The sequence below is a fragment of the Cyanobium sp. A1C-AMD genome (genome assembly GCF_024346495.1).
In the GTDB taxonomy this organism is placed as follows: domain Bacteria; phylum Cyanobacteriota; class Cyanobacteriia; order PCC-6307; family Cyanobiaceae; genus Cyanobium_A; species Cyanobium_A usitatum.
Map to the genome: position 1 here is coordinate 20,979 of NZ_JAGQDB010000002.1, position 14,927 is coordinate 35,905.

The following is a 14,927-nucleotide window of genomic DNA, read 5'->3' on the forward strand; positions in this document are numbered from 1 at the left end:
GGACACGAGGTCAGAAGCCTGTTGCTGCCAAGCCTTTCGAAGATGAAGCGGCCGCAACTGTATCAGTGCTCGCGGCCATGGGACCTGGGGACCACCCAAGGCTTGTTTGCAGACCACTTCCTACAATCCAAAGCCACCCGATCGGTTGATCCAGCATGAGCACCAAATCCCTGGTGATCTCCCCGTCAATTCTGTCCGCCGATTTCTCCCGTCTCGGCGAAGACGTTCGTGCTGTCGATCAAGCTGGTGCCGACTGGATCCACGTTGACGTGATGGATGGCCGGTTCGTGCCGAACATCACCATTGGACCCTTAATTGTGCAGGCGTTGAGGCCTGTAACTACCAAGACCCTCGACGTTCACCTAATGATCGTTGAGCCCGAGAGATACGTGGCTGATTTTGCCAAGGCTGGCGCTGACATCATTTCTGTGCAGGTTGAGGCTTGCCCGCACCTGCATCGCAACCTTGCCCAGATCAAGGATCTTGGCAAGCTCGCTGGTGCAGTGCTCAACCCCAGCACACCTCTAGACACGCTGGACTACTGCCTGGAGCTCTGCGATCTTGTGCTGATCATGAGTGTCAACCCGGGCTTCGGTGGCCAGAGCTTCATCGACAACCAGGTGCAAAAGATTCGCGACCTGCGCCGCATTTGCGATGAGCGTGGCCTCGATCCCTGGATCGAGGTGGATGGCGGCATCAAGGCTGAAAACGCCTGGAAGGTGATTGAAGCGGGCGCCAATGCCATTGTTAGTGGTTCTGGTGTCTTCAACCAGCCTGATTACGCCGCAGCAATCACCGGTATTCGCAACAGCAAGCGTCCCGGCGCATGAGCATCTGACTAGTTCAAAATACCCCCTCGCCCGTGTTCGCGGGGGGGGCGGGGGGGGCAGATAAGGTTTCACACTTTATATATTTTGAATAGGCGCGCTTAGGCTTTAGCTATCAAAGAACCACCCATAGCTGTGCAAGCCAATGCCCAGCAGATTTACACCGATATAGCAAACCACGATCACGACCAAACCCGCTGCGGCTACGAGCGCGGGCTTGCGGCCCTGCCAGCCACGGATCAAGCGAGTGTGCAGATAGGCGGCGTAGACGAGCCAGCAGATCAGGGCCCAGGTTTCCTTCGGATCCCAGCTCCACCAGCTGCCCCAGGCCTCGTTGGCCCACACCGCTCCACTTACCAGACCAACCGATAGCAGCAGGAAGCCCACTGTGATCGTGCGGTAGCTGAGTGAATCAAGCTGTTCAACCGCAGGCATGGCCACGCTGCTTAGTTGTAACTGGGGTGTAGCCAGCTGGGCCTGGCGATAGCCGCCACTACCAATGGAGCTGCTGCGCAGTTCCATTGAATTGCCGCGGTCAGTGAATAGCACCGCTAACGAAAGCAATGACCCCACCAGCAGGGCCGCATAGCTGATCATGATCACGCTCACGTGCATCACTAGCCAGCTAGAGCGCAGGGCCGGCACCAGGGGCGAGGCTTCCTGGAGCCGATCCGGCAGAGCGAAGCTTGCGAAAGCCACACAGCCGAGGGCCATGGGGGTAGCCGCTGCAGGCACCAATGGCGAAGGCCAGGTGCGCTCCACCAGCAGCTGGGTGAGGGTGCAGCCCCAGGCGAGAAAGCAGAGGGATTCGTAGAGGTTGCTGATCGGGAAATGGCCCGATTCCCACCAGCGCAAGACCAATTGGGCCGTGAGGCAGAGATTGGCGCCGGCAACCAGCAAGCGGACCGCCGTGCTTGATCGGCCGCCGCTAAGGGACCAGAAGGCCAGCGGCAGGGCGACTAGCAGGAGGGCAAACGCCGTCAGACCCAGTCCAAGCACTGGGTCGTTCAACAGGGCGGGCACGGGCAACGACTCGATATCTGCTCAGTTTGGCGAATGGCAGGTGCTGTTAGCGGCTGGCCTGGCGTAACAGATACACGCCGCCACCCAAACCGATCACCACTGGCAGCCAGGCGGAGAAGTAGGGACTCAGCGTTCCCTTGACCCCGAGCGAACTGAAAACAAACGCCACCAGGTAGTAGCCAAAGATCAGCAGGACGCTGAGCCCGAAACCCTGGCTACGGCTGCGGCGCGAATGGGGGCGCACTCCAAGGCTGCTACCGATTAAGCCAAACACCAAGCAGACCGCGGGGAAGGCAAACTTCTCCTGGATGCGAACTCGAAGCTTGCGGGCACCCTGCAGATCACTGGCCTCTCTGAGCAGGCGCTCGGCGGTTCGCGCTTGGCCGATTGTCATTGAATTGGAATCCTTTGGCAGCTTGGCAACCTGGAGTGGCTGACTACCAAGGGGATATAGATAGCGGTCGAAATCAGCTGAAGTGGTGGAGCTGTCCGATCCCTCCGTGACTCCAAAGACATGGCCATCAAGGAATTCCCACTGGGCCTCGGCCTCGCTCCAGCGGGCCCGATCGGCACTGAGCAGCACCCGTTGACCTCGGCGTGAAAGGTCAAGCAGGGTGACCCTCTCCATCACCCCTTTATTGAAGCGTTGGGCGTAAAAAAAGTGGGTAAGGCCCCGCTCCGTGCTGCCGTCTTCAGCCTGTATCTCGCCGTATTTAGAGAACATGACGTTGTCTTTCTGTTCGCCAGCCACGGCACGGCCAATCGCTCTGTTGAGGGTGTTTTTAGCCTCGAACAAGGTGCGCGGCACGATTGCCTCGTTGAAGGTGAAGGTGAGCATGGTCATCACAAGAGCGATGGCTACGGCGGGCACCACCATTCGCCAAGTGGCAACACCAACACTTCGAAGGGCGGTGAGCTCACTGTTGCCTGAAAGCTTTGAATAGGTGAGCAAGGTGGCCATCAGCGTGGCCATTGGGAAGGAGAGCACCAGAAAGGAGGGCATCTCCAGCACCAGCACCCGCACGGCCACATCTAGGGGCAACCCCGATTCCGCAACCCGGCGGACAAGCTCGAATACGGCACCCACTGAAAGGGATACGGCGGTGAATGCGGCTACACCGAAAATCAGGGGGCCGATCAGTTCGGCTAGGAGCCAGCGATCCAGCAGGGGTAGCTGGCGCCAAGGGGTCAGCAGCTGCTGGCGTGCGCGGTGTGACCAACTCATAGCTGGAAGGATTCTCCGAGGTAATGGCGGCGGACCAGGGGATCGGAACCCACCTGCTGAGAGCTGCCGGCAGCCAAAATCGATCCCTCAGAAAGGATGTAGGCCCGATCGGTGATTGCCAGGGTTTCTCGCACGTTGTGGTCTGTAATCAGCAGACCCATGCCCCGCTCCTTGAGCTGGTGGATTAACTGCTGCAGATCCGACACCGCGATTGGATCGACTCCCGCAAAAGGCTCATCAAGTAGCAGGTAGCGGGGACCCTCAATACCCACGGCCAATGCCCGGGCAACTTCGCAGCGCCGCCGCTCGCCTCCGGACAACTGATATCCCTTGCGGTTTTGAAACTCGCTGAGGTGAAAATCCTCGATTAAGCCATTGAGGCGCTGACGCCTCAGCTCCTTCGGGGTGGCACTTTCCTGCAGGGCAAGGCTCAGGTTGTCACGCACACTCAGCTGGCGAAAGACGCTGGGCTCCTGCGGCAGGTAGCCAATACCTAGGCGGGCCCGTTGGGGCATGGGCAGTTTTTCGATTGCCTTGCCATCCATCAACACCTGGCCGGAGTCGGGGCGCAATAAGCCAGTCACCAAACCAAAAGTGGTGGTTTTGCCCGCCCCGTTGGGACCAAGCAGGCCCACTACTTCACCTGGCTCAAGCTGTAGGGATACGTGGTTGACCAGCAGTCGGCCGCCGATGGCCAGCGCCACATTTACGAGCTCAAGACTCATGGCATCAGGCCTTCCTTTGCTGTAGGAGCATTGATTCGGTAGTGGGTGATCACTTGCTGACCAGGGGCCGGCTCAGCCACGATCCGCTCCCTCTCCACCAGATACACCAGCCTTTCAGCCTGGATGCTGTGACCCGCATCTTGAATTACATCCACATCACCGCTGAGCACCAGCCTGCCCTCACGACTGAAGTATTGGGCCTGACGGGCCGTCGCTACAACCTGTTGGTCGGGGTAAACGATGCGCACATTGCCGGTTGCTGTCACAACCCCGGTGCTGTTATCGGCCTTTTGGAGGTCGGATTCAATTGTTACCAGCCCGCTGGTGGGTGTCACCACGGCGGGGGCTGCAAGCGCAGGGGGCAACATTGCCGAGAGGAAAATGGGCAGGGCCGTCAGCCGCAAGAGCGCGGAGCGCACAAGGGGATTTAGCAACAGTTGGGTATGGGACATGGCGTAATTTTTAATCTACAGAAGGGTTTTGGGGCGCTGTCCCAACCAATCTGGGCGATTCCAAGCCCTCAATTGACCTCTCTTGCTGCAACGCCACCAGACGCTGCATAGATGAGTCGATCAAGGCGGCTATATCTATGCCTAGGGAGTTAGGCGGACAAGCCTTAAGGCGGCCGAGACCCTCACCCATCAAAATTGTGGCTCCGCGGTAGTTACCCCGTTCAAGGTGCAGTTCAGCCACGGCGATCTGCAGAATTCCTTGCAAAACCGGCCTCATAGGGCCAGCGGTCTCATGCCAAAGGGCTTCGAAGCCGTCGTGGCAGGGATACCACTCAGCGCTGTTAAAAAAGCATATGGCCTCGCCCAAGCGGGTGTCGGCCAATAATTCCTGCTCTTCGCTTAAAAACTGCTGCTCAGAATTCGGGAGCACTGATCAGCGCTTAGCGGCCTTTTTGGAAGGCAGTTTGCGAAGCCTGATCGATTGGGGTGTGACCTCAAGCATTTCATCGGGTCCGATGTACTCAAGAGCACGCTCCAGGGTCATCTGGATAGGTGCCTGCAGGGTGTCGAGCACCTCTGCACCAGCTGAGCGGATGTTGGTCACCTGCTTTGCTTTGCAAACGTTGAGCTCTAGGTCGGGTGGTCGGTTGTGTTCACCAACAATCATCCCCTTGTAGACTTTGGTACTAGGCGTAATAAAGAACTGGCCGCGATCTTCCGCGCCCTTCAGTGCATAGAAGGTGGCTGTGCCTTCTTCAAAGGCAATCAACACACCATTCCGGCGGTTTTCCATGTCTCCCTGCATCGGCCTGTAGTCGAGGAAGGAGTGGCTCATGATCCCCTCGCCCCTTGTGGCTCGAATGAATTCGCCTCGGAAGCCAATCAGGCCACGAGCTGGCACCACAAACTCAAGCTGGGTGCGTCCGTCGTTTGTATTTTCCATGTTCTGCATCTCGGCCTTGCGGACGCCGAGCTTTTCAATGCAGCCGCCCACAGATTCCTCAGGCACATCCAAAACCAAGGTTTCGTAGGGCTCTGATGGGGTGCCATCAATGGTGCGGAAAATCACTTGGGGCTGAGATACTTGGAACTCATAGCCTTCGCGTCGCATCGTTTCGATCAGGATGCCCAGGTGTAATTCACCACGGCCGCTGACCGCCCAGCGATCCGGTGAGTCGGTGTCCTCTACCCGTAGGGCGACGTTGGTGAGCAGCTCTTTCTGTAGGCGATCGCGCACCTGACGGCTGGTCACGAATTTGCCCTCCTTGCCAGCGAAGGGAGAGTCATTGATGACGAAAGTCATCTGCAGGGTGGGTTCGTCAACCCGAATCAGCGGCAGGGCCTCAGGGTGATCGGGGCAGGCAATCGTCTCACCAATATTGACCTCGTCAAAGCCGGCCACGGCCACGAGATCGCCAGCGCTGGCCTGCTCAATCTCAACCCGCTGCAGTCCCTGGAAGCCAAGCAACTTGCTGATACGGCTGCGCTTGATGCTGCCATCGTCACGGATGAGGGCAGCCGGTTGGCCAGCCCTGATTGTGCCGTTGTGGATGCGACCAATCATGATCCGACCCAAAAAGTCGGAGTAGTCCAAAGTGGTGACTTGAAGCTGTAGCGGCTTCTCGGGATCGCCAACCGGGGGCGGAACGTGCCGCAGGATTGCATCGAAGAGCGGCTTCATATTGTCACTCTCAGTTTTCATGTCTGGCTTGGCGTAGCCGCCCATGCCACTCCCAAACAAATAGGGGAAATCGCACTGATCGTCGTCGGCACCCAGCTCAAGGAACAAGTCGAGAACCTTGTCGACAGCCACCTCGGGGTCAACTCGGGCCCGGTCAATCTTGTTTACGAAAACGATTGGACGTAGCCCTTTCTCGAGGGCCTTTTTAAGCACAAATCGGGTCTGGGGCATGGGCCCCTCGTTGGCATCAACGATCAGCAGGCAGCCATCAACCATGCCGAGAACCCGCTCTACCTCGCCGCCAAAATCTGCGTGCCCAGGGGTGTCAACGATGTTGATACGAATTCCTTCGTAATCGACAGCGGTATTTTTGGAAAGAATTGTGATCCCGCGCTCACGCTCAAGATCGTTCGAGTCCATCACACAGGTTGGAACCGCCTCTCCCTCGCGGAAGATGCCCGATTGGGTGAGCATGGCATCCACCAATGTGGTTTTGCCATGGTCAACGTGGGCAATGATCGCAATGTTGCGAATCGGCGTACCTGGGTGTGCACCGCTCATACAAATAAAACCCTACTTTTACGTTGAATGGAATCTGTTGACTTGAAGTTTATGTAGACGGAACGTTTGATGGAACGTTTACGCAGACTTAAAGCCATGATCCAACTCTATCCCACACCCCTACCGCTTTTGAGGCTGCCGCGGGTCACGCCAAGACGGCTGTCCAACTGTTCCTGCTGCCAGAGGCTGCGTCCGCTGATCTCACCACGCAGGGCCGCTGAATATTGCTGCACCCGATGCTGGCTCTCGGCCGCTGATTCCTGCAGCAACTCAATTCGGAACTGCCTCACCCCAGCACGCATCAACTGCGGCAGGGCCTCAGCAGCTGTCTGAGCTCGGCCATTAAACAAGGTGTTACGGCAGCCAAGATCAGCCCGCAGCGGGTGCTCACTGCCGCTGCGATCACGCAGAAGCACCGTGTGCTTTTCGCAAGGGCGGCCGCAGTCGGTGTGGTCGTGCCCGTCGGATAGGAAGGCGCAAAACAAGCAGTGCTCCATGTGGAACAGGGGCATGTGCTGGTGGGCCGTTACCTCAACCTGCCCGGGGGGGCAGCCCCGCACCAGGGCCAGCATTTGCTTGAGGTCAAGGTCGTAGCTGGCGGTGATTCGCTGCAGCTTCCAATGGTCCAGAAACCACGCGGCGGAAAGTGGATTGGCGACATTCAAAGAAAAATCGCCACAGCAGGGAGCAAGGGGTGTGAGCACCTCGAGCTGGTCGGCATTGCGCACCAGGTAGCCATCGGGAGCCGCCCGCACCAGGGGCTCCAGGGTCCAGCGCTCATCAGTCCGTGTGATCCGAGCCCCAGCCAGCCAGATTCCTCCAGGCCAGCAGCCACGGCCGATTGCCACGGCCTCGCGCAGTTCGGCCGGTTGATCTAGGTCAGCAACCACTGACGCAACTGGTTGATCCCGCAGGGCCTTCAATTGCTCAAGGCTGCGCACCAGCACAACCAACTGCGGCTCCGAATTCACAGCCGTGCCCGAACCAGGCCCAGATAGGGGCGAAGCATGGGCAGGGATTGAAAGAACCTGCAGTAACTCGGTGAAATCAGTTGTGTCCCCTGCCAAGGGGGTCTGCGAGCCGCCGAGGCCAGGCTCAATTGCGGCTAGCGCCTCAACTAGCTCGCGGCGCAACTTGTTGAGCTGGGCTATCGGCAGAAAAAGCGCTCCCTCGAGAGCAGGCTCAAGGCGCTCCAACTTCCAGCAGGTGCCGCCAAGGCGCCCCAGCTGGGTTTGAAGTCTGGGGGTGTCTAGCGCTTGCTCGCTGGCTGCCTGCAGGACCGAGGCGGAGAGCAGCTTTATTTGCGCAGTTACTGCTGGATCGAGCCCCTCTGCCCACTCAACCAGCAGCTCCAAGGGCTCGCCAAGCCTTCCTTGCAGGCGAAGCCTCAAGCCTCGGCTGCATTCCGGAGTTGCCTGGCCGGCCATCCGCTGCCATTGACCTTCAAGGGCGGGATCGCTGGTGAGCCAGCAGAGGCTACCCGCTGACAGCCCACGGGCTTCGATCCGTCCAGGGCCAAGCCGTACGGCTAGCCGGCCCATCGGGCGCTGCTGCACAGCCATCAGCCGGCCGCCAATTTCGGCTGGTGCCTCCAGGGGGCCATATCCTGGGGCCTCAAACACCAGGCCATCGCCTGGTTTCAGATCCGCCTGCGTCTGGATGATCCACCAGCCGTCTGAACTGAGGCGCTCGAATAACCCAATCTGCGGGCCACGCTTCTTGCTCCAGCGGCCGTGCACGAGCGCCTGGTGGTCGAGGCCCCCCAACCACCCTGTGGAAAGCCCCCGCGAGAAGCTCAACTCCAGGGATCGCTTCTGCTCAGCTGACTGGGGCGCGCTGGGTAGGCCCTCGGCTAAACGATCGAGTCCTTGCCGGTAGGCATCGGTAACTGCTGCCACGTAGGTGGCGTCCTTAAGACGCCCCTCGATCTTGAGGCTGGCGATGCCGATCTGCTCGAGCTGGGGCAAAAGCTCCCAGGCTGATAGATCCTGGGGTGAGAGCAGATATCGCTGGTCTTGAAGATCGCGTTCTTCGCCGTCAACAATCAGCTGGTAGGGCAAGCGGCACGCCTGGGCACGCTCGCCCCGGTTGGCACTGCGCTGGCCCAGGGCTTCGCTGGTGAGGCACTGGCCCGAATAGGCAACGCACAGTGCGCCATGCACAAACACTTCTAGGGGCATGGCTAACTGGCGCTGCTGCAGCTGACTTTGCAAGCGGCCTAGGTCGGTGAGAGTCAGCTCCCGTGCAAGCACGACCCGGGCACAACCAAGCTCCGCGGCCATGGCAACCCCTGCGGCGCTGGTGATCGACATCTGGGTAGATCCGTGAACAGCCAGTTCGGGCGCCACCCTGCGCGCCAAGCGGGCCAGGCCAACGTCCTGAACAATTAGGGCATCGACATGGGCCGCAGCCGCAGCCCTGATCAAGCTTGCCGCCTCAACCAGCTCATCGCTGAACACGAGCACATTGAAGGTGAGAAATCCCTTCACACCCCGCCGATGCAGCCAGTGCATGAGTTCTGGTAATTCCTCCTGCTCAAAATTGGCGGCCCGCATGCGGGCGTTAAATGTCTCCACACCGAAATAAACAGCGTCGGCGCCATTTGCTACCGCGGCGCGCAGGGCCTGCCAATTACCCGCAGGGGCCAGAAGTTCCGGAATAGTCATCAGCGCGCCAACCGCTGGGCGGGCTCAAACAACTGCAGGGCCTCGGCGCTGCCCTCGAATCGCCAATGCCAGGGCTCGTAACTCACCCCCTGGGAATTACCCCTGGGGAAGGAGAGGGTGAAGTGATAGCGAGCAGCATTGGCCTGCAGCCAGGCATAGGCTGCGGTTTGGTCGAAGCCTGGTGAGAGGTTGGTGGCTGGTGCCAGGCCATCGCCGAGATCGATGGCGAAGCCGGTGCTGTGCTCAGAAAACCCTGGCGGGGCGCTAACCATCGCCCTTTCTCGAGCGCTCTGGTTGCGATCCGATTTCACATCAAAAAAGAGTTCTTTTTGAAGCGTATGGGATCGGAAGGCGCTCAGCACCACTAACTCGACCCCGCTACTGGCTGCATCACGCTGCATGGACAGAAGCGCTGCTGCTGCGTCGTGGTGCAGGCTTAGCCCAGGGGCAATCGCCACACGTTTGGAAGCGGCCAGCTCGGCGTAGGGAAAATGGCCCAGCAGGCGCCCATCAAGGCCTGTGCGGGCGTTTAGTCCCCTTACTGGCGGTGGGGCTAACAGGCGCTGCAGCGGCCCTGGGCGCCAAAGCACAACTAGGGCAAGGGCTATCAAAAGCGAACCTGTGCCCACGCTGACCCCTAGTAGCCAGCGGTTTGCTTTGGCTGAAGGCGGGCTGGTGCGGCGGGCGACAGGAATGTCCCCCATGGCTAGGGGTTGGCCTGGCCTGCGGGAATTGCGATGCGTCACGCGGGTTCCCTGCCTGGCACCGATCAATCTTCCTAAACACAAGCAATGAAGATCCTAGGCGGGGAGGTCGGATTGCCCACCACCCGACCGGTTATCGGTGTTAGCTTCCAAGAAGAATCCATCTTGGCGGAGCGTTTTTTTGATGTTGCGAGTCGCGGTTGTGGGTGGCGGCCCCAGTGGATCCTGTGCGGCTGAGGTGCTTGCCAAGGCCGGTATTCAAACCTGGATTTTTGAGCGCAAGCTCGACAACGCCAAGCCATGCGGCGGTGCCATTCCGCTATGTATGGTTGAGGAGTTTGACTTGCCTGAGTCGATCATCGACCGCAAGGTGCGCAACATGAAGATGATCTCCCCCTCGAATAGGGAGGTAGATATTAATTTAGAAAATGAGAATGAGTATATTGGCATGTGCCGCAGGGAGGTTATGGACGCCTTTCTCCGCAACCGAGCTGCCGAACTAGGTGCCCAGCTTGTGAACGGCTTGGTTACCAAAATTGATACGGGTGCTAAACGACAGGGCCCCTATACTCTTACTTACTCCGATTATGGTGCCGGAGAAGCAACTGGAGAAACCAAGACTCTTGAAGTTGATTTGATTGTGGGGGCTGATGGAGCCAACAGTCGAGTTGCCAAGGCTATGGATGCCGGCGACTACAACGTAGCCATTGCCTTCCAGGAGCGCATCAGGCTGCCTGCCGAGGAGATGAAGTACTACGAAAACCTGGCTGAGATGTATGTGGGTACTGATGTATCCCCTGACTTTTATGCCTGGGTGTTTCCCAAGTACGACCACGTGGCGGTTGGTACTGGAACCATGCAACAAAACCAAGGGCTGATCAAGGGACTTCAGGAAGGCATCCGCGAACGGGCCAAAAAGCGGCTGGTTAATGGCGAAGTGATCAAAGTCGAAGCTCATCCGATCCCGGAACATCCCCGTCCCCGTCGGGTGGTTGGCCGCATGGCTCTAGTTGGCGATGCTGCTGGCTATGTCACCAAGAGCTCTGGCGAGGGCATTTATTTTGCAGCCAAAAGCGGCCGCATGTGCGCAGAACAGATTGTTGAATCTAGTGCCGGTGGTGCCAAGGTTCCTACGGAGGCAGATCTCAAAAAGTATCTGAAGAAATGGGATCGCCAATACGGCGCCACCTATAAAGTGCTTGAGATTCTCCAAAATATTTTCTACCGTAACGATGCTGCTCGTGAAGCATTTGTCGAAATGTGCGACGACAAGGATGTGCAGCGACTCACCTTCGACAGTTACCTCTACAAGCGGGTGGTAATGATGAATCCGTGGCAGCAGCTGAAACTCACTTTGCTCACCTTGGGCTCGGTGCTTAGGGGCAATGCCCTTGCTCCCCAGGGCTACAAGCCTGTAGATAGCGCAGTGCGCGGCGATGCTGAAGTCAATGCCATGTTGGCTGTCAGCACCATTAAAGGTGGCATCAGGGTTGGGGTTAAATCTCGCAAAACTAACGCAATTTCTACAAATAACGCAGAGCTTGACCAGGATCGCGAACCGGCACTTGCTGCAAAGGATTGATTCCGATTAGATTATTTACTTAGGAATTTTGTTTAGTAGTTTGCAACGCTCACATTGGCTTCGGTTAATGTGAGCAATTTTTTTGCATCTGAATTCCACAGAACGTATCTAAAGCTGCTGGGGAAATCTTCTAGGCGTAATCGCGTGCAATCCTCAAGTAGCACCGCATTGGCTTCGTGGCAAGCCCGCAGGCGGTAATTAGGAATTCTTTCGCAGAGGTGATGAATGCTGTGGAAGGAGATGTCTGCCCAAAACCAGTTGAGTATTGCTGGCATTTCCAAGTTACTACTACCTTCTAGGGCGCCGCGCTGATAGTCCCACCTTTCGTTGCCGCTGGCATAGGAATCTGCAAAATTGTGTTGGACGAAAAAGATGCAGAGAAATAATGCTGCCGACAAAGTCATTACAAATAGATAGCAGCTCCAAAACAGGCCATGGCCAAGCCAGGATCCCATCAGCCACCAACTAGTGAGCACCACCAGATTATTAGCAAAAAGATCTATGCACTCAGCCGATGTGTACCAATGGCTGGAGCGAAAATTACGGCTCAGCTCTGGCAGCTCGGCAAGGCCAGCTAGCCCATTTTGGCCTAGGTGGGCTGCCATAGATGTCAGCCATTCAGCTACACCGAGCACAAGCTCAAGCCTTGGCCGAACCAGTAGGTAGTAGCAACCACCTGGAAAAAGCATCAGAGGGTGGCGACTAAGTCCATAAAACCAGCGTTGGCTTGGTGATAGGGCCAGGTAGTCGCTAAGGGTCAGCAGCGCAGATGGGCCCCGGTAGCGATCCCAGTTTCCATTATGTTTATGGTGAAAAGCGTGGCCACGGGACCAGGGATGTTGGGGGATTGCATTTAAGCAACCCAGGAGAAAACCAACGGGCCTGTTTAACCAGCGAGTTTTGAAAAGAGATTCGTGACCGCAATCGTGCATTAGCGCGAATGAGCGCGCCGAAAAGAGGACTAGTAGCAGCAGCACTGGCAGCAGCAGTAGTCGTAGGGCAGGCCCGGCGGCAGCGAGCGTGGGTACGGATACCCAAAGCAGGGCTGTCGGCAGGAGGGTATTGATCAGCTGCCAGCTGGCGATACGGTCATCGCCTTGGCGAAAGGCCTCGAGCTGAAAATCTCGGCGGCGGGGGGAAATCGCGGGCGTGGCCTGTGGTGAAGGTGTCAGTCCCAATTGAGCCTGTGGCGATTGGGCCTGTGGCGATGGAAGTAAACTCAATTATTACCCTCAATTTGGAGAGGCATTTTGTTCAATAACAGGCCAACACTCTACGGGAATCTCATCCCATGATGCGACTGAAGTCAGCCAATACGGCAGCTTGATTGCGCAGCACCCCCAGCAAATGGAGACGGTTTTTGCGTACCGCTCCATCTTCAGCCATCACCATCACGCTCAGCTCGCCATCAAAGAAGGCCGCCAGGGCTGGGGCGCCAGCCGAAAGACCGCTAGCCAGGTTGCGGTAGCGATCGTTGGCGCTACTGGTGGCGAAGGGCTCAAGCTTGTTGAGCACCGCCAACATGGCTGCCTCACTGCTTTTTTCGAATAGGTCAGGATCGACTACTGCCGCGGCACTGAGCACGCTGCTTGGCAGATCGGCCTGGTTTGCGAGCCGCGCAGCACGGGTAACTACCGCCTGTACCGCTGCCAACTGACCCGAGCTGCGCAGCTCCATAAGCAGGGCAACACGTTGGCGTGCATCCTCTGGATCGGAAAGCACCCGTCCTTGATCTCCCGTTTGCCCTGCCACCGCTTGTACTAAGTCGATATCCATCCCACCTTCCTCAAGCAGGCTCACCAGTCGCTGGCGCAGAAAGTCGGCGAGCTCAGTGGTTAATCCCTGCGCATCCACGGTGAAGTGGGGCAGCAGCTCAGCCCAGTGCTGACATGAGCGCTGCAACAGGGCGAGCAGATCCAGGCGCCAGCCCTTCTTCCACAAAATCTGCAGCAGGCCTTGGCCCGCACGGCGCAGGGCGTAGGGATCGGAGGAGCCGGTAGGACGTTCGCCCTTGGCGTAAATGCTTAAGAGCAACTCCAGACGCTCAGCTAAGGCGACAACAGCTCCCGCATCGGAGCTTGGTAAGGCGTCGCCCGCACCACGGGGTAAGTAGTGCTCCAGCACAGCTAGGCCTACCTGATAGGGCTCTCCCTCTGCCACCAGGTATTTGCCCCCCATTGCCCCCTGCAGCTCTGGGAATTCACCCACCATCTGGCTGACAAGGTCGTGTTTGCAGAGATGGGCCGCCCGACGGGCATGGCTGCCACAACTAGAGGAGAGCTCGAGCTGCTCAAGTAGGACGTCGGTGCACCATTCGAGCCGCTCAGTGCGATCTAGCAGGGAGCCCAAGCCCTCAGCGAAGGTGACACGCTCTAGCTGAGACCTGCGATCAATACTGGCGATATTGCGGTCAGCCCTTACAAAGAATTCAGCGTCGGCCAGACGAGCCTTCAGCACCCGCTCGTTGCCACGCGCCACGTTGGCAGCGGCTTCGGGCAGGGCGTTGCTGACGCACAAAAAGCGTGGCAGCAGGCTTGCTCGAGCATCAAGGGCCAGGGGATCAAGGTTATGGCCCTTTGCATAAAGGGGCACATAGCGTTGGTGCGAGCGCATCACGGTGCTGAGCACCTCGGCTGGTAGGCCTAGATAGTGCTCGTCGAAATGACCCTCCAGCAAGGTGGGTGATTCGACCAGGTCAATCAGTTCCTGGAAGAGCGCCTCGGGCAGATCGGCATCGGCGTTGTGGGTTGAGGCTGCAGCCTCAACAGCGCTGCGGATCAGAGCTCCACGGCGATCGCGATCAACCTCCACCCCGGCTGCGGCCAGCAGATTGGTATGGGCCTCGGCGCTAGGAATGGTGACACTGGCCTTATGCAGGCGGTGGCCCCGGCTCTCCCGGCCCGCCGTCACTACCGGATCACTGCCCATGAGGCTTACTGGCACCAGCTCGGCATCGAGCAGAGCCACAAGCCACCGAACTGGCCTGGAGAAGCGACTCTCCCCCTCCCCCCAGCGCATGAAGCGGCGTCCCTGCAGGGCCTCAATCCAGAGGGGTACCTGGGTTGCCAGCACATCGGTGGTGGACTGCCCTGGTTCGAGGCAGCTGGCAAATAAAAAGGGCCCCTTAGGCGTGTCACGAATTTCCAGGGCCTCTGGAGCGACGCCACAGCGTCTCGCAAAGCCAAGGGCTGCAGCAGTTGGCTCGCCATCCTTTAGTGCCTGGGCCTGGGGAGGGCCCTTGCGCTCCTCCTCCAGGTCTGGCTGGCGATGCGGCAGCCCAGTCACGCTGACCACCAACCGGCGGGGCGTACTTGTGCAGTAGATGCCGGCGTGACTAAGCCTCAAGGTGGCGAGATCGCGGCCCACTAACTGCTCCAGCTGGGGCAGGGCTAGCCGCGCAAAATCGGCCGGAAGTTCCTCAGTGCCGATTTCGAGCAAAAAAGTCGACACGGCGGCAGGGCAACACAGGACGACTGTATTG

At 58.4% G+C, this 14,927-nt stretch carries 12 protein-coding genes; 2 read left to right on the forward strand and 10 right to left on the reverse strand.

Translation table 11 applies throughout. From position 1 onward, the window contains the following. Positions 1–155: 155 nt before the first annotated feature. Positions 156–830: a ribulose-phosphate 3-epimerase gene (gene rpe, locus KBY74_RS00795; RefSeq protein WP_254941062.1), complete on the forward strand. Its 675-nt coding sequence runs from the start codon at positions 156–158 to the stop codon at positions 828–830. Between the two features lie 105 nt (positions 831–935). Here rpe and ccsB read toward each other — a convergent pair whose 3' ends face one another. From ccsB to KBY74_RS00835, 8 genes are all read right to left on the reverse strand, one after another. Then, the gene (gene ccsB, locus KBY74_RS00800) at positions 936–1,850 is read right to left on the reverse strand and encodes a c-type cytochrome biogenesis protein CcsB (RefSeq protein ID WP_254941063.1); all 915 of its coding nucleotides are present in this window, start codon (positions 1,848–1,850) and stop codon (positions 936–938) included. A 46-nt stretch (positions 1,851–1,896) separates the two neighbouring features. After that, complete coding sequence (locus KBY74_RS00805; protein ID WP_254941064.1) at positions 1,897–3,075, reverse strand: LptF/LptG family permease; 1,179 nt, start codon at positions 3,073–3,075, stop codon at positions 1,897–1,899. Continuing rightward, positions 3,072–3,800 (reverse strand): LPS export ABC transporter ATP-binding protein, encoded by a 729-nt coding sequence (lptB, locus tag KBY74_RS00810; RefSeq protein WP_254941065.1) that lies wholly within the window; start codon positions 3,798–3,800, stop codon positions 3,072–3,074. Before lptB ends, KBY74_RS00805 begins: the two co-directional genes overlap by 4 nt. After that, a complete protein-coding gene (locus tag KBY74_RS00815) occupies positions 3,797–4,252 on the reverse strand; it encodes an LptA/OstA family protein (protein ID WP_396123050.1) in 456 nt (151 codons plus the stop codon). Before KBY74_RS00815 ends, lptB begins: the two co-directional genes overlap by 4 nt. A 10-nt stretch (positions 4,253–4,262) precedes the next feature. After that, positions 4,263–4,682, reverse strand: a complete 420-nt coding sequence (locus KBY74_RS00820; protein ID WP_254941066.1) for a DUF309 domain-containing protein — start codon at positions 4,680–4,682, stop codon at positions 4,263–4,265. A gap of 3 nt (positions 4,683–4,685) precedes the next feature. Further along, positions 4,686–6,494, reverse strand: a complete 1,809-nt coding sequence (gene typA / locus KBY74_RS00825) for a translational GTPase TypA (protein ID WP_254941067.1) — start codon at positions 6,492–6,494, stop codon at positions 4,686–4,688. A gap of 107 nt (positions 6,495–6,601) precedes the next feature. Further along, positions 6,602–9,160 carry a U32 family peptidase gene (locus tag KBY74_RS00830; RefSeq protein ID WP_254941068.1) on the reverse strand — a complete coding sequence of 853 codons (2,559 nt, stop codon included), beginning with the start codon at positions 9,158–9,160 and terminating at the stop codon, positions 6,602–6,604. Further along, on the reverse strand, positions 9,160–9,864 hold the full coding sequence (locus KBY74_RS00835; RefSeq protein WP_254941069.1) for a D-alanyl-D-alanine carboxypeptidase family protein: 705 nt from the start codon (positions 9,862–9,864) through the stop codon (positions 9,160–9,162). Before KBY74_RS00835 ends, KBY74_RS00830 begins: the two co-directional genes overlap by 1 nt. A gap of 184 nt (positions 9,865–10,048) precedes the next feature. Here KBY74_RS00835 and chlP point away from each other — a divergent pair, with 184 nt between their 5' ends. Beyond that, positions 10,049–11,446: a geranylgeranyl reductase gene (gene chlP, locus KBY74_RS00840; RefSeq protein ID WP_254941107.1), complete on the forward strand. Its 1,398-nt coding sequence runs from the start codon at positions 10,049–10,051 to the stop codon at positions 11,444–11,446. Positions 11,447–11,478: 32 nt separating this feature from the next. Here chlP and KBY74_RS00845 read toward each other — a convergent pair whose 3' ends face one another. Together KBY74_RS00845 and glyS are read right to left on the reverse strand one after the other, a co-directional pair. After that, on the reverse strand, positions 11,479–12,624 hold the full coding sequence (locus KBY74_RS00845; RefSeq protein WP_254941070.1) for a fatty acid desaturase: 1,146 nt from the start codon (positions 12,622–12,624) through the stop codon (positions 11,479–11,481). Between the two features lie 106 nt (positions 12,625–12,730). Continuing rightward, positions 12,731–14,896 carry a glycine--tRNA ligase subunit beta gene (gene glyS, locus KBY74_RS00850; protein WP_254941071.1) on the reverse strand — a complete coding sequence of 722 codons (2,166 nt, stop codon included), beginning with the start codon at positions 14,894–14,896 and terminating at the stop codon, positions 12,731–12,733. Positions 14,897–14,927: the final 31 nt, after the last annotated feature.